Source organism: Bacillus sp. EU55 (assembly GCF_038005925.1).
In the GTDB taxonomy this organism is placed as follows: domain Bacteria; phylum Bacillota; class Bacilli; order Bacillales; family Bacillaceae; genus Bacillus; species Bacillus velezensis.
The window spans coordinates 2405926-2428006 of sequence record NZ_JBBOUE010000001.1 but is presented as its reverse complement, the minus strand read 5'-3'; the positions used below and the strand labels follow the sequence as shown (position 1 = coordinate 2428006).

Here is a 22081-nt window from a genome sequence, read left to right as displayed (position 1 = left end):
AAAGATGTCCTTGAAAAATAAATTAAAGCGGATGAAAAACCACCTGAATGTGCCGGAAGCTGAAAAAAAGCCGGCAGCTTCACAACTTTCGGTTCCGGATATTCAAGTCCCATTTAGAGAAGAATGGGAGGCATTCGGAGTGAAGCCTTTCTTTTTTGAGGATGAATACTGTCTTATCCGCGAAACCGTCTATCCGCTTTCGCACCGCCACGGACGGTACAGCTTCAGTGAACTTGATGACGTCATGGCATTATGGAATAAAGGCGGTTTGACGCATACTTTATCAGCAGAAGGATACGAAAAAAGCCAGCTGTTCTTCTTTGATACTGAAACGACCGGCCTCGGCGGCGGGGCCGGCAATATGATTTTTTTGCTCGGTCATGCAAGAGTGTATGAAGACCGTGTCGCGGTTAAACAGCATCTGCTTCCTAAACCGGGAAACGAGACGGCTCTTTACAAAAGCTTTTTAAGTGAGGTTGACATTACGTCTCTTGTTACGTATAACGGAAAAGCCTTTGACTGGCCGCAGGTAAAAACTAGGCATACATTGCTGCGGGACAGGCTTCCGAAACTTCCTGACTTCGGACACTTTGATCTTCTGCACGGAGCGAGACGGCTTTGGAAACATAAATTAGAGCGTGTATCGCTTTCGGCGGTTGAAAATGAAGAGCTTGCTTTTAAAAGGGACGAAGACACCCCTGGTTATTTGGCGCCGATGCTGTATTTTCAATTTTTAAAGGCGGAGGACCCGGCTCTTTTAAAGGGAGTGCTCTCGCATAATGAACAAGATGTGCTTTCCCTCATCGCTCTTTACATCCATATGTCAAAAAAGATTTTTGCATCTTCTGATCAGACGTCAGAACGTCAGGAAGCATACGCCATGGCGAAATGGTTTATCGCTCATAAAGAAACCGATCGGGCTGTTTCACAGCTGGAAGCGCTGCAAGGCAAAGCCTTTGAAGATTCAGATCGGGCCCTTTTTGACTTAGCAATGCTTTATAAAAAACAAAACCGCAGGCAAGACGCCGTGCCCCTTTGGGAGAAACTGACGGGCTCTGATCTTCACATATGCAGACACCAATCAGCGGTAGAGCTGGCGATCTATTTTGAGCATCACACAAAAGATTACAAAAAAGCTCTGCAGGCCGCGCAGCAGGCGGCAGAAGACGGGGAAATATCGGAAAAAGAAGCCGAGAAGCTCCATGTGAGAATTGCCCGGCTCAAGAGGAAATATTCCTCTTGAAATATTGCCCGGGAAAGCGCAAAAGCCGAGCTGTTTCGCCAAAAATATTTTTTTCTGAATCCGCATCGATTTTGTTGTAGAATGGTGCCGCATCTTGTAAAATAGCGTTAGTTATTTATAGGGGAGAGTTGGTATGTATAAAGGTGTTTTTTACTTGTTCTTTGTCGTGGTTTTTTTGATTGCGTTTGTATTTTCGAATTTTAAAGACAGCTTGCTGACGCACTTTTAAATTGGGTGATTGAATTAGAACATGCACCCTCTTTTCTTCATAACCTAACAGTGTAATAAAAGTTAATGGAGAGGGGATTTAGCATGTTTCATCATCATTGTTGCAGACCAAACGTGATGCCGCCGATTGTCCATCCGACTCATTGCTGTGAACACCATTGTTTTTCTAACACAGTTGTGCCGCATATTCATCCGCAACATACAACTAACGTAAATCACCACAACTTTGAGCACGTTCATTACTATCCGCACACTTTTTCAAATGTTGACCCGACAACTCACCAGCATTTTCAGTGCGGAAGCCCTTGCTGCGATCATTAGTATTGAACGCTTAAGCAAGATCGGTTAGGATATCAGCAAATCAAAATGGGGCCCGATGGGGAGCCCCATTTTTTAAGCAGGTGATCAATTGAAAGTATTAGCCGTAACAGGATACAAGCCGTTTGAACTCGGGATTTTTAAACAGGATGACCGGGCGCTTGTTTATATAAAAAAGGCGATAGAAACCAGACTCAGAAGCTTTATTGACGAAGGCTTGGAATGGATTCTCATATCCGGACAGCTGGGGACTGAGCTTTGGGCGGCAGAAACGGCGTACGATCTCAGAGAAGAGTATCCGGAATTAAAGGTTGCCGTTATCACACCTTTCTACGGCCAGGAGGAAAAGTGGAAGGAGCCGAATAAAGAAATGTATGAAGCGGTGCTTGCACAGGCAGATTATGAGGAGAGCCTGACGCATCGGCCGTACGAAAGTCCGCTCCAATTCCGGCAGAAAAACGCGTTCTTTATTGAAAAGTCAGATGCGCTTTTGCTTTTATATGATCCTGAAATGGAAGGATCGCCGAAATATATGCTGCAGCAGGCAGAAAAACGCCGTGAAACAGACGGATATCCGATTTATTCGATTACAATGGATGATCTCCGTGCCGCCGTTGAAGAAGAAGATTTCTTTACATAACACGTCAGAGAATATTTGACAACGGGACGTGTTTCTGAATAAAATATAACATGATGATTCACGATATGAGGTGAAAAAGATGCTTGCTGATAAAGTAAAGCTTTCTGCGAAAGACATTTTGGAAAAAGAATTTAAAACAGGCGTTAGAGGTTACAGACAAGAAGACGTTGACAAATTTTTAGATATGATTATTAAGGATTATGAAACCTTTCATCAAGAAATTGAAGAACTGCAGCAGGAAAATCTGCAGCTGAAAAAACAGCTTGAAGAAGCAAGTAAAAAACAGCCGGTGCAGTCCAATACGACCAACTTTGACATTCTGAAAAGGCTGTCCAACCTTGAGAAACATGTATTCGGCAGCAAACTTTATGACGAATAAGGCAGATGCACTTGTCAAATGAGACAAGTTGCTTTATAATGAACAAGTGTTCTTAACGTTCGGGTAATCGCTGCAGATCTTTGAATCTGTAGAGGAAAGTCCATGCTCGCACGGTGCTGAGATGCCCGTAGTGTTCGTGCCTAGCGAAGAAATAAGCTAGGGCAGCCTTGATAGGCTGACGGCAGGAAAAAAGCCTACGTCTCCGGATATGGCTGAGTATCCTTGAAAGTGCCACAGTGACGAAGTCTCATCAGAAATGGTGAGAGTGGAACGCGGTAAACCCCTCGAGCGAGAAACCCAAATTTTGGTAGGGGAACCTTCTTGAAGGAACTGAACAGATAGAAGGACAGAATACTTTCTGTAGATAGATGATTGCCGCCTGAGTACGAGGTGATGAGCCGATTGCAGTACGACGGAACAAAACATGGCTTACAGAACGTTAAACATTATTGATATGACAAATTAGAGCTCTCCTTAAAAGGGGAGCTTTTATCTTGAATGAAACGAAAGCTTAAAAGAGACAGGGTGATACGATGAAGAAGTACACACTAATAGCGACGGCGCCGATGGGAATCGAAGCGATCGTCGCCAAAGAAGTGCGTGATTTAGGTTATGAATGCAAAGTAGACAACGGAAAAGTCATCTTTGAAGGAGATGCGCTTGCGATCTGCCGCGCTAACTTATGGCTGCGGACGGCTGACCGCATCAAGGTACAGGTCGCCGAGTTTCAGGCGAAAACGTTTGATGAGCTGTTTGAAAAAACAAAAGCGATTGACTGGCGCGCGTACATTCCGGAAAACGCAAAGTTCCCCGTTATCGGAAAGTCCGTGAAATCAGTGCTTGCCAGTGTGCCTGACTGCCAGCGGATCGTCAAAAAGGCGATAGCGGAAAAGCTGAAACTTCAATCAGGAAAACAAAATGAATGGATTGAAGAAACGGGCCCTGAGTATAAGGTGGAGATTTCCCTTTTAAAAGATAAAGCCGTACTTACACTGGATTCATCAGGAACAGGCCTTCACAAAAGAGGATACAGGGTTGATCAGGGAGGAGCTCCGATTAAAGAGACGCTCGCTGCCGCGTTAATTCAGTTAACCAACTGGACGCCTGACCGTCCGTTCGTTGATCCGTTCTGCGGTTCCGGCACGATCGCCATCGAAGCCGCTTTAATCGGGCAAAACATTGCTCCCGGTTTTAACCGTGATTTTGTTTCAGAAGACTGGGAATGGATCGGAAAAGAACTGTGGGACAAGGCGCGTCTTGAAGTGGAGGAAAAGGCGAACTATGATCAGCCGCTGCAGATTTTTGCCAGTGACGTGGATCACCGGATGGTAAATATCGCCAAAGAAAACGCAGAAGAAGCGGGACTTGGGGACCTGATTGAATGCAAACAAATGCGGGTGCAGGATTTTACGACAAAACTCGAATTCGGCGTAATCGTCGGAAACCCTCCGTACGGCGAACGGCTCGGCGAAAAAAGGGAAGTCGAGCAGATGTATAAAGAAATGGGCCGGGCATTTGAATCTCTTGATACATGGTCTGTCTACATGTTAACGTCAAATGAACAATTTGAAGAGGCCTACGGAAGAAAAGCAACCAAAAAACGGAAGCTCTTTAACGGTTTTATCAAAACGGATTATTATCAGTACTGGGCTAAAGTGCGGCCGCAGCGGAAAAAGCCGCAACAAAGAGAAGACGCCTGAAACAGCGTCTTCTCCGGCATCTTTACGTTTTATTCTGCCATTACCAGCGGTGCGCTTTTGCGTTGCTCCGTAAAATAATGTTGGTCTGGGACATTTCGGTGTGGCCGTTCACTTGCGATTTAGAGCGTTTCGGCCGCGTCCAATTGTGATGAAACAATTCAGAATGCTGATCTAATCGATCTTTATAACTCATGTAACCATCACTCCCGGGTAGAATAAATTTGTGAAGATGGATATTCGATCGAATATCTGTTGTAGTTTGTGCAGGTCAGGTGAGGATCATTCAGAATGGCATGTATAGAAAGTGAAACATCGGCATAGAATGATGATTATTTCTATTTGAGAGGTGATCTTATTTTATGCTGAACAGCGAGCACTTCAGTAAAATACAAAAGGCGTTAGACGCAACTGCTTTCCGGCTGGAGGAAGCCGGAGCGGAGTTCGGTCCTTCCGCCATGACACACGCACAGGAAGAACTTGAAAATGCGGTAAAACATACACATTCAACAGACCATCCGTTCCTATGTACACATATCATTAACCGGAAATGATCATGACAAACTTGGCGAGGCCAAGTTTTTTTGTTGTATTGAAAAGGGTTAAATGATATTATAGATGGTCTGAATGCCGAATAGTTAGGGGTTGGAGTTGGGTGACAACATCACGTTTGCCTTTTGCTTTAACAAAAGAAAAGAATTTTTACGAAGAATTGAACAATTGGATTGGTGACGTGTTTTACGATATCCTTCCCGAGAAAGGCTTTGACCTTCGGGATGAGCAGGTATTTATGGCGTTTCAGCTTGAACGGGCATTTAAAGAGAAAAAGGTCATGTTCGCTGAGGCAGGAGTCGGTACGGGGAAAACGCTGGTGTATCTGCTGTTTGCCATCAGCTATGCCAGATATACGGGTAAACCGGCCATTATCGCATGCGCCGATGAAACGTTAATTGAACAGCTTGTCAAAAAAGAAGGCGACATTTCCAAGCTGACAGAACATTTGGATCTGCAGATTGATACACGGCTGTCCAAATCCCATGAGCAGTATCTGTGTCTGAAAAAGCTTGAGAAAACAATGCAGCGTTCTGATGATGAAAAGTGGCTGGATCTTTATGAGTCGCTGCCTTCATTCGTACACGAATCACAAGCGATGCAGCGCTTTTATCCGTACGGCGACCGCAAACAGTACGCTGATTTGACGAATGAAGAGTGGGCAGGCGTCAGCTATGATTCCTTCCAAGATTGTTTAACTTGTGATATGAGACATAGATGCGGTTTAACACTTTCAAGAGATCATTACAGAAAATCAACGGATCTGATTGTTTGCTCCCATGATTTCTACATGGAGCATGTATGGACGGAAGAATCACGTAAAAGGGAAGGACAGCTGCCGCTTTTGCCGGATCACAGCGCCGTCGTGTTTGATGAAGGACATCTGCTGGAATTCGCCGCGCAAAAAGCGTTAACCTATCGCGTGAAGCAGTCGACGCTCGAGCTGTTTTTAGAGCGTCTGCTTCAAAATGACATCAGAGAGGAATTCGCCGAACTGATTGAAGATGCCCTTGCCGCAAACGATGAGTTTTTCTATGTGCTGTCAGAGGAATCGAAGGAAATCGCCGGCTCTCACCGATTGGACATCCAAAACGACCAGCGCGTTAAGCGTGCGGCTGACGAACTGTGCCGTCTGCTCGATAAAATCGGCGAGGCGCTCGTATTTGAATCGGAAATGTATACGATTGATAAGTACGAGCTGTCAGTTGTAGAAGAATACGTCGAACAAATGGCATATTCGCTGTCGCTGTATCAGAAGGATGCCATCAGCTGGCTTGAAACGCGGGATACAGACTCAACGTTTGTCGTTATGCCGAGAACTGTAGCCGAAGTGCTGGGAGAAAAGGTCTTTTCTAAAAAGATTCCTTATATCTTCTCATCGGCCACTCTTTCTGAGGGCGGTTCATTTGATTATATCGCTGACAGCCTCGGAATCCGTGATCCTTTATCATTCACCGTTGAATCTCCGTACGATTACGAGGAGCAAATGTCTGTTGCGCTTCACGGTGACATGACGTCTGAGCAGAAAACAGCCGAAACGATTGAAACCATTAAGGAGAATGAAGGACGCACCCTCGTTCTTTTCCCTTCCTTTGAAGACATGAAAGAATTTAAAGAACAGGCTGCCGCGTGGGAGCTGCCGTATCCGATATACTACGAAGGTGACGAAGAGATCAGCAGTCTGGTCGAAAAGTTCCAGCGGGATGAAGAATCCGTGCTTTGTTCCGTCCACTTATGGGAAGGTCTTGACATTCCCGGTGACTCGCTCCGGAATGTGACCATTTGGGCATTGCCGTATCCGCCTCATGATCCGGTGTTTACCGCAAAGCGGAACGGAGCGAAAAAAGATCCGTTTGAGGAAGTTGATCTGCCATACATGCTCTTGAGAGTCAGGCAGGGAATCGGCCGCCTTATCCGTTCTAATCAGGACAGCGGAACCATATCCATTTATGCGGGCGGAGAAAGTGAACGGGTCCTGGCCGAAGTCAAAAAGGTTTTGCCTGTTACACCGAAAATTGTATAAAAACAAAAGCTGCAGGATTCTTATCCTGCGGCTTTTTTAAATCCGGGAAGTTGACTTTATCACGGCATTCCATTAGCCTGTAATTGATAGTGAAAAGGGAGGGGAACGGATATGGATTTACATACATATGAAAAAGAGTTTTTTGATCTGTTAAAAAGAGTATCCCACTATGTCGAAGCCATTGCACTTATGCATTGGGACTTAAGAACGGGAGCCCCGAAAAAAGGCTCTGATGATCGGGCGGAAAGCATCGGACAGCTTTCGGCTGACGTTTTTCAAATCCAGACATCCGACCGGATGAAAGAGCTGATCGACATCCTTCTCGCGCATGCAGAAGAGCTCTCTGAAGATACAGTGAAAGCGGCGGAACTTGCGAAAAAAGATTATGATCATAATAAAAAAATTCCTGAAGATGAGTATAAAGAATATGTCATTTTAACATCAAAAGCTGAAACGGCTTGGGAGGATGCAAAGGCTGCCTCTGATTTCTCTATGTTTGCTCCGTACCTTGAGAAGCTGATTGATTTTAATAAGCGGTTTATTTCGTATTGGGGCTATGAAGATCATCCGTACAACGCATTGCTCGATATTTTCGAACCGGGTGTTACGGTAAAGGTGCTGGATCAGCTGTTTTCTGAATTGAAGGAAGCGATCATTCCGCTTATCAAAAAAGTGACGGAATCCGGCAATAAACCGGACACTTCCTTTATAACGAAAACGTTTCCGAAAGAACAACAAAGAGACCTCTCCTTGTATTTCTTAAAAGAGTTCGGGTATGATTTTGACGGCGGCCGCCTGGACGAGACGGTGCATCCGTTTGCGACGACAATCAACCGGGGCGATGTGCGGGTGACGACCAGATATGACGAAAACGATTTCCGCACGGCAATTTTCGGAACGATTCATGAATGCGGGCATGCGATCTACGAGCAGAATATTGACGAAGCGCTGAGCGGAACGAACTTATCTGACGGTGCATCCATGGGAATTCATGAATCCCAATCGTTATTTTATGAAAACTTTATCGCCAGAAATCAACATTTCTGGACCGCCTATTATGAAAAAATGGTTGAGGCTTCGCCTGATCAATTTCAAGATGTGAAAAGAGAAGATTTTGTACGCGCTGTCAACGAGGCGAAACCGACCTTTATCCGAATTGAAGCCGATGAGCTGACATATCCGCTTCATATTATTATCCGTTATGAAATTGAAAAAGCGATCTTCAGTAATGAAGTGACAGTGGAAGAACTGCCTGCATTGTGGAATCAAAAATATCATGATTATTTAGGCATTACGCCGCCATCTGACGCAAAAGGCATTTTGCAGGACGTACATTGGGCGGGCGGCGATTTCGGCTATTTCCCTTCCTATGCGCTCGGATATATGTATGCGGCACAGCTGAAGCATACCATGCTTGAGGATCTGCCTGAATTTGACCAATTAATAGAACGGGGCGATTTTGAGCCGATCAAACAATGGCTGACAGAAAAGGTTCATCAGCACGGAAGACGCAAAATGCCGCTTGACATCATAAAAGATGCAACGGGAGAAGAGCTGAACGTTCAATATCTCATTGAGTATCTCGTCGGTAAATATTCAAATTTATATTTATAAACGAAACGCCCGGTATACACCGGGTGTTTTTCTAAAAATTCTAAAAACACGAATAATCGAAAACCAATTCTTTGTAAAAGTTCGGAAATATTCAAATTTCACTATGCAAAAGAGGTGTATCTTGTTATAATTTGATTAATATCATACGAACACTCATATAATCGCGTGAATATGGCACGCAAGTTTCTACCGGTCACCGTAAATGTCCGACTATGAGTGAGCAATGGGACGGCTTTATTCGGCCGTTGCGTGTAGATCATTCGGCATTGCTTGCTCTTTTTTTGGAGAGCGGGCAATGCTTTTTTTATTTTTTATAAGCGGGGGTAATCATTGTGGAAGCATTAAAACGAAAAATAGCAGAAGACGGAATTGTTCTTTCTGATCAAGTGCTGAAAGTGGATTCTTTTTTAAACCATCAAATTGATCCGGTTCTCATGCAGCAGATCGGCCGGGAATTTGCGCGCCGTTTTGAAAAAGACGAGATAACCAAAATCGTCACAATTGAATCTTCGGGCATTGCCCCTGCGGTGATGGCCGGCCTTGAACTCGGCGTTCCCGTCATCTTTGCGAGAAAAAGGAAGTCTCTCACATTAACGGATGATCTGCTGACGGCATCCGTCTATTCTTTCACGAAAAAAACAGAAAGTCAGATTGCAATCTCCGGAAATCATCTGTCGAAAGAAGACCGCGTGTTAATCATTGACGACTTTTTAGCGAACGGACAGGCGGCAGAAGGGCTTTTATCCATCGTAAAACAAGCAGGCGCAGAGGTTTGCGGGATCGGAATCGTCATTGAAAAGTCATTTCAGCCGGGAAGAGATGAGCTGGTGAAAAAAGGATGCCGGGTCGAATCGCTGGCGAGAATTCAATCGCTTGAAGACGGAAAAGCGACATTTGTACAGGAGGTCCGTTCATGAAAAACGGCTATGCCAAAACACTTTCCCTCGGTATCCAACATGTGCTTGCCATGTATGCCGGCGCCGTCGTCGTTCCTTTAATTGTAGGAGCGGCATTGGGACTGAACGCAGAACAGCTGACATATCTCGTATCAATTGATATTTTTATGTGCGGGGCGGCTACGCTGCTTCAAGTATGGAGAAATAAATTTTTCGGTATCGGCTTGCCCGTTGTGCTCGGCTGTACGTTCACCGCGGTAGCGCCGATTATTTCCATCGGTAAGGAGTACGGGATTTCAGCCATTTACGGAAGCATTTTGGCATCGGGTCTGCTTGTCATTCTGCTGTCGTTTTTCTTCGGTAAGCTCGTATCGTTTTTCCCGCCTGTCGTAACCGGATCTGTCGCGACGATTATCGGGATGACCTTAATGCCGGTCGCGATGAATCATATTGCCGGCGGGGAAGGCAGCAAGGATTTCGGTGATCCGGCTAACCTTGCCCTCGGATTTACGGTGCTCGTCATCATCGTGCTGCTTTATCGGTTTACAAAAGGATTTTTGAAATCCATTTCGATTTTAATCGGCATTGTCATCGGGACGGCCATCGCATATTTTATGGGAAAAGTGCAATTTGACAATGTGGCGAATGCTGACGCAATTCAAATGATTAAACCGTTTTACTTCGGGACGCCGACATTTCATGCGGCACCGATTATTACGATGTCCATCGTTGCCATTGTCAGCCTTGTTGAGTCAACCGGCGTCTATTTCGCTCTCGGTGACCTGACAAACCGGCGCCTGTCTGAACGTGATTTAGCAAAAGGCTACCGCGCGGAAGGCCTGGCGGTATTCATCAGCGGCATTTTTAATGCTTTTCCGTACACGGCTTATTCCCAAAACGTCGGCCTCGTGCAGCTGACAGGAATTAAGAAAAACGCGGTTATCGGTGTCACGGGCGCACTTTTAATGCTCTTCGGCCTTTTTCCGAAAATCGCAGCCTTCACGACCATCATCCCGTCTTCCGTACTGGGAGGCGCGATGGTGGCCATGTTCGGCATGGTCATCTCCTACGGCATTAAAATGCTCAGTCAAATTGACTTTAAAAAGCAGGAAAACCTTCTGATCGTCGCGTGTTCGGTCGGATTGGGACTCGGTGTAACCGTCGTTCCCGATATGTTTAAGCACCTGCCGTCTTACTTAAATCTGCTGACCACAAACGGAATCGTCGCCGGAAGCTTTACCGCCGTGATTTTGAATATTGTTTATAACATGATTCCTAAAACGAAAAAAACCCTTGATGTGACAAGGGTTCAAGAGGGTTAGTCACCCGTTTTTCTTTAAAATAACATCTTATTTTATCCAGATCGAGGATGCTTCCGAAAGTTTGTTGAACTTTTTGTGAGGCATTCTCTTTCATTTTTTGAAAAAGAAACTAAATTGAGTGACGAGGCATCCGCCTTATTTCGCCGAAAAACCGTCCCGCACTATATGTACGTGAACGAGTATTTTGTGCACAGATCCTTACAAAAGAGAGTGAAAAGAAGGGAATGCCCCTTCTTTTAATTAATCCATCCTTCAAAAGTTGCGCGATAGAACCCTTCGATTATCTCTACTTTCTTAAGGTAATAAGTAACACCATTCTTAACAGTTGTATTTGGGATATCCCTGTTGAATATTGCTGGCCTCTGGTGATCTGCAGCTTTTGAGTGAGTGTGCTTTAGATATTTCAATGCTTTTCCAACGGGGAAGGTGCGATATGAAATTTAACACTGAAACAATTGTACAAAAGTAAAATCTTTATTTAAAATGTTATAAATAAGAATTTTCAATATAGGAGGTTATCTGATGGCAGAAAAGAAAAAAGCTTTAATCATTGTGGATGTACAAAAAGCCTTTGATGATAAAAAGTGGGGAGAACGAAATAACGTAAAGGCGGAAGAAAATATCAGCAAAATACTGAAATTATGGAGAGAAAAAGGATGGACAGTCATATACATACAACATATTTCTGATAAACCTGGTTCTTTATTTTATCCAAAAAATGAGGGGGTTGCTATAAAGGAAATCGTTAAACCTATGGATAAAGAAGTCATTATAACCAAGAAAGTAAACAGCAGCTTTATTGGTACTAATCTAGAAGAGCTTTTAAAAGCAAATGATATAACAACTGTCGTAATCACTGGCTTGACTACGCCGCACTGTGTTTCAACAACTACAAGGATGAGCGGTAATTTAGGATTTGATACATACCTGATTTCAGATGCAACAGCAGCCTTTGGAATGAGAGACCAAAATGATACATATTATGATGCAGAGACTATTCACAATATATCTCTGGCAACATTGCATGATGAATTCGCCACAATATTAACGACTGATCAATTAATCAATGATTTTAAAAAAAGAAACTGATTAACATTATGGCTAAGCCCGGCGGTAGGGATAGGCGGCTGAAAAGCATATTCAGGCGCATACAAGGGCCTCGTCGGAAAATACGGGGATTACCGACTCTTTTCATCGTCGCAATATCGATTGAAAAAAGGCATCTGCTTCAGATGCTTTTTTTGTTTCTTGTAAACCGGTTTCGGTAAAAATGCTCGGCGGTTAACGGGCTGATTCGGCTTCGGTTTTGAATAACAAAAGGCTTTACTAATCAGCGAATTATTCAAGATTTTTTGGCTTGTGCTGAGTCTGATGTTTTTTGATTTCCTCGAATATATTGGCACTTGATCATCTTTTTGAGGCCGAGGCTCTTTGTTAAGACATTTTGGATCGATCACATTTTTAAGATCTTTGATGGTTAAAGGCTTACAGTCATCTTTTAATTCGTAGCCTAATTGTCCATTAGTTTCTAAAGTGGCATATATATCGATCAATTATTAAGGTCAGTGAAACTAAAAAAAGGGGACAGAGCCCCCTTCATATTCGTAACAGCGCTCATCATTCCCATACCAGATTCCGTTCCATGATAAAACAATTATTGACACCGTCAAAATAGATATTTGGAACTTCTTTTCTGGAAAACAAACATGGAACAAAATGATCTGCTGCACAAGTTCTTAACCCTTTGTTTCTTTAATACAGAACATGTCAATAGTTTTAATTTTGACCCTTCTTTAATATAGAATTGAGAAAAATAATGTCTGGTTGAAAAAAGTAACATGTTAGCAATCATTTATTCTCTCATCTGCACGGTAACATACGGAATATTTTTAGTTATTACTTAAGACAAACTTTCCGCCCGTCATGAAAAATCAGCTTTTGTAGACGGCTGTCCAAGTGCCATCAGCACCATGGAAGGTGATGTTGTCTAAATAATAGGTGATTCCATTCCGGTAAATTGAAGTAGGATAATCAGGGCCAGAACCATTAAGTATGAACGTCGCCAAAGCAGATACTTCCTTCGTTTTACTTTCTGCAGAAGGTGTATCAGCAGGACCTGCGGCAAAAGCAGGGGCGGCAGAACAGAGTAAAGCGAGTGATAGGGCTGAGCCGGCTAAAGTTTTTTTCATTTTCATTGTAAACACTCCTTTTCTTTTTTAATACAATTGTATTATTACATATTATGTTAAATAAGTACATGCTTATCTTTGTTAATTTTTTGTGAACAAACAGATAATCTATTTAAACGCAGAGTTGAAATAAGTATGATGATGAAGCAATTATCATCTATAAAAATAAGATCAGGAAGTAGCTGATTTTCTCAAAAATCATCTGCTCCTTGCGAAATGAGGAGTTGCATGACATTTACGGAACGGGCGGTAGCCATTATCAAACAGATTCCTGAAGGAAAAGTGATGACGTATGGTCAAATTGCCGATCTTGCGGGAAGTCCGCGGGGAGCGAGGCAGGTTGTGCGGATTCTTCACTCCATGAGTAAAAAGCATCGCCTTCCTTGGCACAGGGTCATCAATGCAAAGGGCGAAATCGGATTGAGAGATGAAGAGATGTTTTCTGTACAGAAGCTGTCTCTTGAAGCTGAGGGGGTAGCGGTCACGTCAGACGGACGGATCGATCTCAATTTATACGTCCATGATCCGAATATGTAAAAAAACCTGCCGTATATCGGCAGGTTTTTCAGTTATATGCTGCGAGCCGGCCAGAAAGGTTTTGCCGGATATAAGGCCATTCCTCCCGAAGGATGGAGTAGTAGGCAGTATCTCTGAGGCCGACGTCGACAGCCGGAATGTGTGCGCGGCGGATCCCTTCAAATTGGGCTCCGATCCGCAAAATCGCAGTCCGTGAGCGCTGATTGCGAACATCGGTTTTCAGTGTCACCCTGACAGCTTGCCACACGTCAAACGCATGAGTCAGCATCAGAAGTTTACATTCCGTATTGACACCGGTCCGCTGCACGGCAGAGGCATACCATGTGCTGCCGATCTCACACACTTCCGGAGCTGCATCCGCCGGCCGCGTAAACACTTCCACATCCATAAACCTCGTGCTTCCGACGATTCGGTCTGTTTCAAGACTCCGTACTGCAAAAGGCAATGCAAGTCCTTTTTCATAATTCGAAAGCGCCCGCTCAATATAACGCTTTGTTTCTTCGATTCCGTCAGGGACATGGGTATAAGCGTAAGTCGTCCTATTTTCTGAAGCAGCGTCACAAAGTGCCTGAGTGTGATCAATCGCCAGCGGCTCTAACTGTACGAGTGACCCTCTAAGAATGACAGGCTTCAGCATTCTTATCACAACCTTTTTTTATGAGTGGATCAAGTATAGTCGAACGGTTTCTTATTCAAAAGGGCCAATTTCCTATTAAAATGGCATGTCAGTGAAATCCTCGATTCAAACTTATGCATACATTCAGGAAAAAAGCGGAAACCTTTATGTAAAGAGGTGATGGGCATGGCATATGTGTTATCTGTCGGAACGAGCATTCCGAAGTATCATGTCTCGCAAGAAACGGCGGCGGATTTTGCGAGAGGGATGTTTGCCGATTCATTTAAGGATATTGACCGGCTGTTAAAAGCCTTTCAAAACGGCGAAATTGAATCAAGGCAGTTTGTCCGGCCGATTGAATGGTATAAAACGGCACGGGGTTTTTCAGAAAAAAACCGGCTGTATACGGAAGAAACCGTCAAGCACAGTGCGGATGCGGCACTTGATTGTTTAACAAACCCGGATTGTTTAACAAATCCCTTTCCGTATGAAAAAGTGGATGCGATCTTTTTTATTTCCAGCACCGGGCTTTCGACACCCAGCATTGAAGCGAAAGTGATGAATCAGCTTCCGTTTTCTGCGAAAACAAAACGGATACCGATCTGGGGTTTAGGATGCGCGGGCGGAGCGGCCGGCCTGTCCAGGGCATACGAATACTGCCGCGCGTATCCTGAAGCATACGTGCTTGTCATCGCGGCTGAACTCTGTAGCTTAACGTTTCAGCCGAACGACAAGTCAAAAAGCAACTTAATCGGAACTTCCCTGTTTGCGGACGGAATTGCCGCAGTACTAATCGGAGGAGAAAAGGCGAACCGAAACGACGTCAAACAGCCGCTTCTTCCGCGGATATTCGCCACTCAATCGGTGATGATGCCGGATGCGGAAGATGTGATGGGCTGGGAATTCACCGACAGCGGTTTTCAAGTCATTTTTTCAAGAGATATTCCCACCCTGGTTTCACAGTGGCTGAAGGACAATGTTGATGAATTTTTATTTGAATATGGCGTCAGTCCTCACGACATTAAAACCTTTCTTGCCCATCCAGGCGGGAAAAAGGTCATTGACGCCTATTTAACGAGTCTTTCAATGGACACTGGGCAGCTTGCGGCATCTCGGAAGGTGCTGCAAAAACACGGGAACATGTCTTCCGCAACTATTTTTCATGTGATAAAAGAACAGTTGCTCCACGGACGGCAGAAAGAAAACGAAAAAGGGCTGATCGGCGCTCTCGGGCCGGGATTTTCGTCTGAGCTTTTGCTGTTCGGCTGGGAAAAGGGGGCTTCTTAATGTTTTGGCTGTTTATCATGCTGCTTGCGGCCCAGCGGATTGCGGAGATGATCGTGGCTCGGCGCAATGAGCAAAAGGTGAAAAAGCAAGGCGCAGTCGAATACGGAGAAGGACATTATCCCTTTCTCGTCCTGATGCATGTGCTCTTTTTTGTCTCTCTTACAGCTGAGGTGGCGGCGTTTCAAAAAACGCTTTCTCCAAGGTGGGCCGCCATTATATGTATCATTTTATTTGTACAGGGGATCAGGTATTGGGCGCTATTATCATTAGGACGGTATTGGAATACGAAAATCCTTGTCGTGCCGGATGCGGAGCTTGTCAGAAAGGGGCCGTACAGGTGGATGAAACACCCGAACTACGCGGTCGTCATCTTAGAATTTATTTTTCTGCCGCTGTTATACGGAGCGTATTGGACACTGTTTCTCTTTTCGATTCTCAATGCCTGCATGCTCACTGTGAGGATTCGCGCCGAAGAGAAAGCGCTAGAAGAAAACACCGCAAAATAGAGATTGAAAATCATTCTCACTCATGATAAGATATAAATATGAAAATGATTCTCATTCAAGGTGGTGCCGAAAATGACAATGTTATTTTTATTTGCAGCCGTTTGTACATACAGTGTTTTAATTGGTTTCGTATTGAAAAAAGTTTCGAATAAATCGATGTCTTCTTAAACATCTGCGGTTTTTCCTGCCGCGGGTGTTTTTTCTTTATCAGCTGCCGATATCGGCGGCTTTTTTGCGTTTCCTGAAGAAAAGTGTGCCATTCTTGTGTAAAATGGGGGAGAGGTTTTTTTCAGAGCTTTCTAAAAATGAAAACGTCATTTGATGCGACAGACACAAAGGGGTAAAGACACATGACAGAAGAAGAACGCCATAACAGGGAGATTTTCAGCAGAACGGGTGCCTTATACGCACAATTTTTGGATCATCAGGATGAAAAACGGGCCGATCAGCTCGCGGCCATTATGAAAAAAGCGGCTGATGAAGAGGTTTATATCGCGTTTACCGGGCATTATTCGGCCGGAAAGTCCTCTTTATTAAACACATTGCTCGGTGAAGACATACTGCCGACAAGCCCGATTCCCACAAGCGCCAACCTCGTTGTCATCCGGCACGGTGAAGATAAAGTCGTGCTTCATACGACGGACGGGGCTTATACAGAAATTAAAGGAAGTTACGATAAAGAACAAGTGCAGCAATTCTGTAAAGATGGTGAGCAAATTGAGACGGTGGAAGTCTATGCCGGCTTTAAGGAGTCAGAGCCTTATGCGGCCTACATCGACACACCGGGAATTGATTCGACGGACGAAGCGCATTTTTTATCTGCGGCTTCGGTTCTCCATCAGGCTGACGCTTTATTTTACGTCGTTCATTATAATCACGTTCATTCAGAAGAAAATATGATGTTTCTCAGTTCCATCAAAGACCGTATTCCGAATTTGTTTCTGATCGTCAACCAAATTGACAGGCATGATGAAACTGAAACGAAGTTTGAAGCGTACCGCAGGCAGGTGGAAGATATGCTTGAAGACGCGGGAATACCGAAAGAATCGCTTTTCTTTACGTCTGTCACTGAGCCTGACCATCCTTTAAACGGCATGGAACAGCTGAAAAAACATCTGCAGAAGCTGAAACAGCAGGCAAAAACAAATTTATGGTCCTTAACGGAGAGAAAAGTCGCACACTTAGTCAAAGAGCATACAGAGATGCTCGTAAAAGATGATAAAAACGGCAGCGGAGAGCAGTTTGACAAACAAGAAGCACTTGTCCGTTCTGTTGAAGATGAGCTTAAAAAAGCCGTTCAACAGACTGAAACAGCAGAGAAAGACATCAGAAAAGACGTGCAGAACATATTGCAAAACGCTAATCTGACACCCTTTGAGATGAGGGAGCTTGCATCTGCTTATATTGAATCACAGCAGCCCTCATTTAAAACCGGATTATTCTTTTCAAAAGCGAAAACGGCTTCGGAAAAAGAAAGAAGGCGTGCTGAATTTTTTGCCGATATTAAAAAAAGAACGGAAGGGGAAGCGGATTGGCATATTATCGACACATTTACGAAAGCGGCCAAGCGGTATGAAGCGGATTCGGACGAACTGATCAGGAAAATCCAGGCGTACCGTACACTGCTTTCTGATGATATCACCGCTCAGGCCCTTAAGCAGGGAGCGGCCTTTTCATCTGAATACGTATTAACTTATACGAAAGACCTCGCTGAAATGATCAGAAGGGAAGCCAAAAGACAGACAGCGGAACTCATTGAGGAGCTGACCGCTTATGTTCAGACAAAAAACGGACCGCTCATTGAGAACTTGAAAAACCGGCTCGAAAAAGAAAAGAAAATAAGGGATGAGCTCGCGCAATCGGCAAAAGAAGAACGCAATGCCTTGGAAAAAGCAGCCCGAGTCCGCGCTTTGTGGGAAGAAGAATTGATTTGTGATACGGGAAGCGGCGACTGGTATACGCGAAAAAAACGCCTTGCGAAAGCGCCCGTCCAAAAAGAGAAACCAAAAGAGGCTGTACAGCATGAAGTAAGCAAGTCCGAAAAAAATGCGATGAAGGAACTTCCTATAAAAGAGCAGACTGATCGGTTCTATGAACTTGCCGGGATTCTTGAGTCCTCGAGCATATTAGGAAAACAGGCAGAAGCCTTTCGAAGCAGGATTGAGCGGCTTGAAAACCGCCAGTTTACCTTGGCGTTATTCGGCGGATTCAGTTCCGGTAAATCATCATTTGCAAATGCGCTTGTCGGTGAATACGTGCTTCCGTCATCACCGACGCCCACAACGGCTACGATCAACAAAATAACGAAACCGCAAGACGGCAAACCGCATAAATCTGCGGAGATCGTTTTTAAAACGGAGGAGGAGCTGGACGCTGAAATGCTTCAGCTGACTGAGCTGAAAGACGCTGACGTAAAGGGGCGTTCACTGAAAGAGAGATGGAATTATGCTATTAAAAAGGGAAAAGTTCCCGATGAACTCATCCCGGTGATTCAGACGATGCTGCAGGCGTTTGATACGTATGAAGAACAGATCCGTCAAAGGCTGACACTGACTGTGCCGGTTGAAGATGTAAAACCGTACGCAGCCGAAGAAAAAACGGCCTGCTGCGTAAAAGAAGTCACCGTGTATTATGATTCGCCTCTCACGCAAAAAGGCATCACCATTGTTGATACGCCGGGAGCAAGCAGTATCAATAAGCGCCATACGGAGCTTGCCTTTCAATATATAAAAGATGCTGACGCGTTCTTTTATATGACGTACTATCAGCATTCTTTTTCAAAAGGAGACAGGTCTTTTCTGAAGAAACTCGGCCTCGTCAAAGAATCATTCGGCATGGATAAAATGTTTTTTGTCATTAACGCCGCCGATCTGGCCAAAACCGAAAGCGAGCTGGAAACCGTCAAAGACTATGTCCGCTCAGAACTCTCAAAAGAGGGAATTAACCGGCCGAAATTATATCATGTCTCAAGTAAAGAAGAGCTTGCGGGTAAAAAAGAAGCTTTTTATAACAGGTTCTCTGATGTAAGAACCGGGCTTGAGCACTTTATTGAGGAAGATGTAATGAGGGCAAGTTGCGCCCAGCTGAAAACAGAGGCGGACAAATTGTGCGAGATGGTGGAACAGCTTCACGAATCTCTTCACCAGTCGGCAGAAGAAAAAGAGAAAAAGAAACAGCGTCTGGAGTCTTCCTATGAAAAAGCTCTCGCTGACATTTCAAAGCGCCGTACGTCTGAGGTCATCATTCGAAAAGTGATGAAAGATACGGAAGAACAGCTCTATCACATTAAACATCGCCTGACGTTTTATGCGAATGATATGCTGAAAACTGCCTTCCATCCGGGTCTTCAAAACGGTGATTGGAAACAAAATATATCAGCGGCGCTGAATGAAGCGCTCAAGGAATTCCGTTTTGAATATATTCAAGAGCTGAAAACGCTCGATATCCGGATGACCGGTTTTATTGAGCGCCATATGACTGAGGAATGGATGGAAAACTGTCAGAAGAAGCTTATGGAAGACGGAGATTTCTCCATTTATGTGAGCGGTGAAAACGAATTTGCCGTTCAGCTGAAAGAGGTCGCTCCGGTCATTGACGTCTCGGCATTCTCACATCACGTAAAGGAAGTTAAATCGCCGAAGCAGTTTTTTGAACAGAACGGAAAAACAGCGTTTGTAGAAGGGCTCAGGCTCAGCCTGCAAAAAGTGACAGAAAAGTGGCTTGAGCAGGAGAAAGAAAGCCTTTCAGAGCGATATACTGAGCAGGTGCGACGTCTGCAAGAAGACATGGCGGATAAAAGCCTGTCCCAGATCCGCGAGCAGCGGGACACTTATTTACAAGGTCTTGCGGAAAATACGAGTGCGAGGGAGATTGAACACCTTTACGAAGCCGAAAAAGCATGGAAAAAGAAAGATGAAATGCTGAAAATTTAAAAATCCGGTTGGCGGGCAGATAACAGTCGTGACTAAAATGAAAAAAAGCGAGATGAAACCTTTTATGTCAGAAGTCCATAAAGCAATTTCAGCACATTCCGCAAAACAGCATCAGCACGTCAAAACATTTGTACAGCTTGATTATGAGCGTGAACAGGCCATTGAAGAAGCCATTGTAAAATGCAGACAGAATAAACCGTTCACGACAGATGCCATCAATGGCATCACCGCAAAAATGAACCAGCTGGCGAAAAAGGGCATCGTGCCGCAAAGACGATTCGTAAGTGAAGAGATGGTGAAAGAATTCGTCAGCAGACAGTAATGGATGAACCTGCCGCGTGTGTCATCAGCGCTTGCTGTACATACTATCCGTATCTTCTCTAAAGGGGGATATGACCATGGGCAGAACAAAACTGGGAAACAGAAATGCTCAGCAGAATAACAATGCCAAAAAGAAAAACGGCTTCGGACAGAAATTTGATTCTTATGCCGGCCGTGAAGCTGAAAAGCTGATAGCAAGCAATAAAAGACACGGTGAATAACGTGACGGCAGCATCTTCCAAATGGGGGGATGCTGTTTTTTTACCGCCTTCTTTGGTAAAATAGGAACATTGAATAAAAAGGAGTTTCGATATATGAATAACAAATTACTGCTCGTTGACGGCATGGCGCTTTTATTCCGCTCGTTTTTCGCGACGGCCGTTCATCGCAATTTTATGATAAATGAAAACGGAATTCCCACAAACGGCGTCAACGGTTTTTTAAAGCATCTTATTACGGCGGTTGATACGTTTCAGCCCACACATGTCGTCTGCTGCTGGGATATGGGAAGCAAAACGTACCGCAATGATTTGTTTCAAGATTATAAGGCCAACAGAAGCGAACCGCCGCTAGAGCTGATTCCGCAATTTGACCTAGCGAAAGAAGCAGCGCGAGAGCTCGGTTTTTTAAACATCGGCATAAAAGGCTATGAAGCGGATGACTGTATCGGTACGCTTTCTGCCCTATTTTCCGGGGAAGCGGAAATTACGATTGTAACGGGTGATAAAGATCTGCTTCAATTGCTGAATCATCAAGTTCAAGTAGCGCTGCTGCAAAAGGGTATCGGCAATTATAAGGTATATACAGATGAGATATTCAGAGAAGAAACGGGAGTTCCGCCAAAAGCGCTGATTGACATTAAGGCGCTGATGGGAGACACGAGCGATAACTATCCCGGCGTTAAAGGGATCGGGGAAAAAACGGCGTACAAGCTGATCCGTGAATATCAAAACATAGACCGGTTATTAGAAAGCCTCGCTCTCTTGCCGAAGGGCCAGCAAACGAAAATTCAGCAAAGCTTGAAAGAATTGGAGCTGTCAAGGCAGCTTGCTGAAATACATTGCGAGGTGCCGTTAGTCTGTACGCTTGAAGAAGTACTTTTTTCATTGAAGATGGAAGAAGCGGCATTAATGCTCAGACGCCATCAGATAAAAGGAATTGAAAGAATGCTCGAAAAGCTGAACGCCAGAGAGATCAGCTGATCCCTCTAGCGTTTTGTATTGCTTTTTTTTGCGTTGTTTTCAAGGGCTGATTTCGGGTCTTTATGCGCGTTTCCTTCCATATTTCCCTGAGGATTCACGCCCCCGGTCAGCCGGCCTTTATTTTCTTTTCTCATAGCTGTTCACCTCATTTGTAGGATGAACAGTGAGACGCAATTTCATTCCGGTTATTTATTCAGCCGAATCGCTTTTTTTGCGAGCTGATCGGCTGTTTGGTTTTGTCTGCCGGGAATCCACTTAATGAAAAACAATGGAAATCCGGCCTTTAAGCAGATGATTTCCTCCACAAACGGTTGGAAAGCCTTGTTTTTAACCGCTTCAAGATCTGCGGCCCGCTCCACGATATCCGAATCCGTCCGAAATGACACGGACTCAAATCCGCGGGCGGCACACAGCTTCATTCCTTCAATTAAAGCGAGAAATTCAGCTTCCTGATTTGAATGGTCGCCGATCGGAATTGAGAAAGATTCTGTTTTCCCGTCATGTTTAATAAAAATACCGATACCGGACGGGCCCGGGTTTCCGGCGCTTGCACCGTCTACATAAATTTCAGCGGGCATC

General features: G+C 44.5%; 24 protein-coding genes, 1 other RNA gene, 1 pseudogene and 1 riboswitch. Of the genes and pseudogenes, 21 read left to right on the top strand and 5 right to left on the bottom strand.

Annotation, left to right across the window (positions count from 1 at the left end; translation table 11 throughout):
* Positions 1-4: 4 nt before the first annotated feature.
* The 7 genes and pseudogenes from NYE50_RS12405 to NYE50_RS12375 all read left to right on the top strand — a co-directional run bounded on the left by NYE50_RS12405 (position 5) and on the right by NYE50_RS12375 (position 4508).
* Positions 5-1243: a ribonuclease H-like domain-containing protein gene (locus NYE50_RS12405; protein WP_128496695.1), complete on the top strand. Its 1239-nt coding sequence runs from the start codon at positions 5-7 to the stop codon at positions 1241-1243.
* Positions 1244-1364: 121 nt separating this feature from the next.
* Positions 1365-1472 (top strand): annotated as a pseudogene (locus NYE50_RS12400) (hypothetical protein); the annotation flags it as partial.
* Positions 1473-1555: 83 nt separating this feature from the next.
* Entirely contained in the window at positions 1556-1792 is a 237-nt protein-coding gene (gene cotD / locus NYE50_RS12395) for a spore coat protein CotD (RefSeq protein WP_003153539.1), read from the top strand.
* Between the two features lie 88 nt (positions 1793-1880).
* Positions 1881-2429, top strand: a complete 549-nt coding sequence (locus NYE50_RS12390) for a DUF1273 domain-containing protein (RefSeq protein WP_007409499.1) — start codon at positions 1881-1883, stop codon at positions 2427-2429.
* 79 nt (positions 2430-2508) lie between these two features.
* Positions 2509-2808, top strand: coding sequence for a cell division regulator GpsB (gene gpsB / locus NYE50_RS12385; RefSeq protein ID WP_003153541.1), 300 nt, complete (start codon positions 2509-2511; stop codon positions 2806-2808).
* Positions 2809-2863: 55 nt separating this feature from the next.
* Positions 2864-3245: RNase P RNA component class B (gene rnpB / locus NYE50_RS12380), an RNA gene on the top strand.
* Positions 3246-3341: 96 nt separating this feature from the next.
* Positions 3342-4508, top strand: coding sequence for a THUMP domain-containing class I SAM-dependent RNA methyltransferase (locus tag NYE50_RS12375; protein WP_022553050.1), 1167 nt, complete (start codon positions 3342-3344; stop codon positions 4506-4508).
* Positions 4509-4548: 40 nt separating this feature from the next.
* On the opposite strand, the gene NYE50_RS12370 is transcribed toward NYE50_RS12375, so the two are convergent.
* On the bottom strand, positions 4549-4701 hold the full coding sequence (locus tag NYE50_RS12370) for a YpzG family protein (protein WP_003153548.1): 153 nt from the start codon (positions 4699-4701) through the stop codon (positions 4549-4551).
* Positions 4702-4867: 166 nt separating this feature from the next.
* On the opposite strand from NYE50_RS12370, the gene NYE50_RS12365 reads away from it, so the two are divergent.
* The 6 genes from NYE50_RS12365 to NYE50_RS12340 all read left to right on the top strand — a co-directional run bounded on the left by NYE50_RS12365 (position 4868) and on the right by NYE50_RS12340 (position 12001).
* Positions 4868-5059: a hypothetical protein gene (locus NYE50_RS12365; RefSeq protein WP_003153550.1), complete on the top strand. Its 192-nt coding sequence runs from the start codon at positions 4868-4870 to the stop codon at positions 5057-5059.
* A gap of 101 nt (positions 5060-5160) precedes the next feature.
* Positions 5161-7080 (top strand): ATP-dependent DNA helicase, encoded by a 1920-nt coding sequence (locus tag NYE50_RS12360; RefSeq protein WP_017418013.1) that lies wholly within the window; start codon positions 5161-5163, stop codon positions 7078-7080.
* 111 nt (positions 7081-7191) lie between these two features.
* A complete protein-coding gene (locus tag NYE50_RS12355; protein WP_022553052.1) occupies positions 7192-8694 on the top strand; it encodes a carboxypeptidase M32 in 1503 nt (500 codons plus the stop codon).
* A gap of 133 nt (positions 8695-8827) precedes the next feature.
* Positions 8828-8927: riboswitch (purine riboswitch) on the top strand.
* Positions 8928-9026: 99 nt separating this feature from the next.
* Positions 9027-9611, top strand: a complete 585-nt coding sequence (gene xpt, locus NYE50_RS12350; RefSeq protein WP_021494223.1) for a xanthine phosphoribosyltransferase — start codon at positions 9027-9029, stop codon at positions 9609-9611.
* Complete coding sequence (gene pbuX / locus NYE50_RS12345) at positions 9608-10912, top strand: xanthine permease PbuX (RefSeq protein ID WP_224988090.1); 1305 nt, start codon at positions 9608-9610, stop codon at positions 10910-10912. Before xpt ends, pbuX begins: the two co-directional genes overlap by 4 nt.
* Before the next feature lie 522 nt (positions 10913-11434).
* Positions 11435-12001 (top strand): cysteine hydrolase family protein, encoded by a 567-nt coding sequence (locus NYE50_RS12340; protein WP_014418176.1) that lies wholly within the window; start codon positions 11435-11437, stop codon positions 11999-12001.
* An 842-nt stretch (positions 12002-12843) separates the two neighbouring features.
* On the opposite strand, the gene NYE50_RS12330 is transcribed toward NYE50_RS12340, so the two are convergent.
* Positions 12844-13107 (bottom strand): hypothetical protein, encoded by a 264-nt coding sequence (locus NYE50_RS12330; RefSeq protein WP_017418009.1) that lies wholly within the window; start codon positions 13105-13107, stop codon positions 12844-12846.
* A 222-nt stretch (positions 13108-13329) separates the two neighbouring features.
* Between NYE50_RS12330 and NYE50_RS12325 the strand changes: the two genes are divergently transcribed.
* Complete coding sequence (locus NYE50_RS12325) at positions 13330-13638, top strand: MGMT family protein (RefSeq protein WP_007612133.1); 309 nt, start codon at positions 13330-13332, stop codon at positions 13636-13638.
* A 28-nt stretch (positions 13639-13666) separates the two neighbouring features.
* Here the strand turns inward: NYE50_RS12325 and NYE50_RS12320 are convergent, their stop codons facing one another.
* A complete protein-coding gene (locus NYE50_RS12320) occupies positions 13667-14275 on the bottom strand; it encodes a GNAT family N-acetyltransferase (protein WP_159354291.1) in 609 nt (202 codons plus the stop codon).
* A 165-nt stretch (positions 14276-14440) separates the two neighbouring features.
* On the opposite strand from NYE50_RS12320, the gene NYE50_RS12315 reads away from it, so the two are divergent.
* The 7 genes from NYE50_RS12315 (at position 14441) to NYE50_RS12285 (ending at position 21502) form a co-directional block, all read left to right on the top strand.
* Positions 14441-15541: a type III polyketide synthase gene (locus tag NYE50_RS12315; RefSeq protein ID WP_209387378.1), complete on the top strand. Its 1101-nt coding sequence runs from the start codon at positions 14441-14443 to the stop codon at positions 15539-15541.
* Positions 15541-16047 carry an isoprenylcysteine carboxyl methyltransferase family protein gene (locus NYE50_RS12310; RefSeq protein WP_003153565.1) on the top strand — a complete coding sequence of 169 codons (507 nt, stop codon included), beginning with the start codon at positions 15541-15543 and terminating at the stop codon, positions 16045-16047. Before NYE50_RS12315 ends, NYE50_RS12310 begins: the two co-directional genes overlap by 1 nt.
* Positions 16048-16119: 72 nt before the next feature.
* Entirely contained in the window at positions 16120-16215 is a 96-nt protein-coding gene (fbpC, locus tag NYE50_RS12305; RefSeq protein WP_025284905.1) for a Fur-regulated basic protein FbpC, read from the top strand.
* Between the two features lie 182 nt (positions 16216-16397).
* Positions 16398-19979 carry a dynamin family protein gene (locus NYE50_RS12300; RefSeq protein WP_159354290.1) on the top strand — a complete coding sequence of 1194 codons (3582 nt, stop codon included), beginning with the start codon at positions 16398-16400 and terminating at the stop codon, positions 19977-19979.
* Positions 19980-20043: 64 nt separating this feature from the next.
* The gene (locus NYE50_RS12295) at positions 20044-20301 is read left to right on the top strand and encodes a YpbS family protein (protein ID WP_012117818.1); all 258 of its coding nucleotides are present in this window, start codon (positions 20044-20046) and stop codon (positions 20299-20301) included.
* A 76-nt stretch (positions 20302-20377) separates the two neighbouring features.
* Positions 20378-20521 (top strand): hypothetical protein, encoded by a 144-nt coding sequence (locus NYE50_RS12290; RefSeq protein ID WP_014418168.1) that lies wholly within the window; start codon positions 20378-20380, stop codon positions 20519-20521.
* Positions 20522-20614: 93 nt separating this feature from the next.
* The gene (locus NYE50_RS12285; RefSeq protein WP_159354289.1) at positions 20615-21502 is read left to right on the top strand and encodes a 5'-3' exonuclease; all 888 of its coding nucleotides are present in this window, start codon (positions 20615-20617) and stop codon (positions 21500-21502) included.
* 5 nt (positions 21503-21507) lie between these two features.
* Here NYE50_RS12285 and sspL read toward each other — a convergent pair whose 3' ends face one another.
* Entirely contained in the window at positions 21508-21636 is a 129-nt protein-coding gene (gene sspL, locus NYE50_RS12280; protein ID WP_003153575.1) for a small, acid-soluble spore protein L, read from the bottom strand.
* 51 nt (positions 21637-21687) lie between these two features.
* Positions 21688-22080: a reverse transcriptase-like protein gene (locus NYE50_RS12275; RefSeq protein WP_159354710.1), complete on the bottom strand. Its 393-nt coding sequence runs from the start codon at positions 22078-22080 to the stop codon at positions 21688-21690.
* Position 22081: the final 1 nt, after the last annotated feature.

What these genes read in the sequence shown, in the direction of transcription:
- NYE50_RS12405 (WP_128496695.1), top strand. Translation starts at nt 5, where the DNA reads ATGTCCTTGAAAAATAAATTAAAGCGGATGAAAAACCACCTGAATGTG.
- cotD (WP_003153539.1), top strand. Translation starts at nt 1,556, where the DNA reads ATGTTTCATCATCATTGTTGCAGACCAAACGTGATGCCGCCGATTGTC.
- gpsB (WP_003153541.1), top strand. Translation starts at nt 2,509, where the DNA reads ATGCTTGCTGATAAAGTAAAGCTTTCTGCGAAAGACATTTTGGAAAAA.
- NYE50_RS12375 (WP_022553050.1), top strand. Translation starts at nt 3,342, where the DNA reads ATGAAGAAGTACACACTAATAGCGACGGCGCCGATGGGAATCGAAGCG.
- NYE50_RS12370 (WP_003153548.1), bottom strand. Translation starts at nt 4,701, where the DNA reads ATGAGTTATAAAGATCGATTAGATCAGCATTCTGAATTGTTTCATCAC.
- NYE50_RS12365 (WP_003153550.1), top strand. Translation starts at nt 4,868, where the DNA reads ATGCTGAACAGCGAGCACTTCAGTAAAATACAAAAGGCGTTAGACGCA.
- NYE50_RS12355 (WP_022553052.1), top strand. Translation starts at nt 7,192, where the DNA reads ATGGATTTACATACATATGAAAAAGAGTTTTTTGATCTGTTAAAAAGA.
- pbuX (WP_224988090.1), top strand. Translation starts at nt 9,608, where the DNA reads ATGAAAAACGGCTATGCCAAAACACTTTCCCTCGGTATCCAACATGTG.
- NYE50_RS12340 (WP_014418176.1), top strand. Translation starts at nt 11,435, where the DNA reads ATGGCAGAAAAGAAAAAAGCTTTAATCATTGTGGATGTACAAAAAGCC.
- NYE50_RS12330 (WP_017418009.1), bottom strand. Translation starts at nt 13,107, where the DNA reads ATGAAAATGAAAAAAACTTTAGCCGGCTCAGCCCTATCACTCGCTTTA.
- NYE50_RS12325 (WP_007612133.1), top strand. Translation starts at nt 13,330, where the DNA reads ATGACATTTACGGAACGGGCGGTAGCCATTATCAAACAGATTCCTGAA.
- NYE50_RS12320 (WP_159354291.1), bottom strand. Translation starts at nt 14,275, where the DNA reads ATGCTGAAGCCTGTCATTCTTAGAGGGTCACTCGTACAGTTAGAGCCG.
- NYE50_RS12315 (WP_209387378.1), top strand. Translation starts at nt 14,441, where the DNA reads ATGGCATATGTGTTATCTGTCGGAACGAGCATTCCGAAGTATCATGTC.
- NYE50_RS12310 (WP_003153565.1), top strand. Translation starts at nt 15,541, where the DNA reads ATGTTTTGGCTGTTTATCATGCTGCTTGCGGCCCAGCGGATTGCGGAG.
- fbpC (WP_025284905.1), top strand. Translation starts at nt 16,120, where the DNA reads ATGACAATGTTATTTTTATTTGCAGCCGTTTGTACATACAGTGTTTTA.
- NYE50_RS12300 (WP_159354290.1), top strand. Translation starts at nt 16,398, where the DNA reads ATGACAGAAGAAGAACGCCATAACAGGGAGATTTTCAGCAGAACGGGT.
- NYE50_RS12295 (WP_012117818.1), top strand. Translation starts at nt 20,044, where the DNA reads ATGTCAGAAGTCCATAAAGCAATTTCAGCACATTCCGCAAAACAGCAT.
- NYE50_RS12290 (WP_014418168.1), top strand. Translation starts at nt 20,378, where the DNA reads ATGGGCAGAACAAAACTGGGAAACAGAAATGCTCAGCAGAATAACAAT.
- NYE50_RS12285 (WP_159354289.1), top strand. Translation starts at nt 20,615, where the DNA reads ATGAATAACAAATTACTGCTCGTTGACGGCATGGCGCTTTTATTCCGC.
- sspL (WP_003153575.1), bottom strand. Translation starts at nt 21,636, where the DNA reads ATGAGAAAAGAAAATAAAGGCCGGCTGACCGGGGGCGTGAATCCTCAG.
- NYE50_RS12275 (WP_159354710.1), bottom strand. Translation starts at nt 22,080, where the DNA reads ATGCCCGCTGAAATTTATGTAGACGGTGCAAGCGCCGGAAACCCGGGC.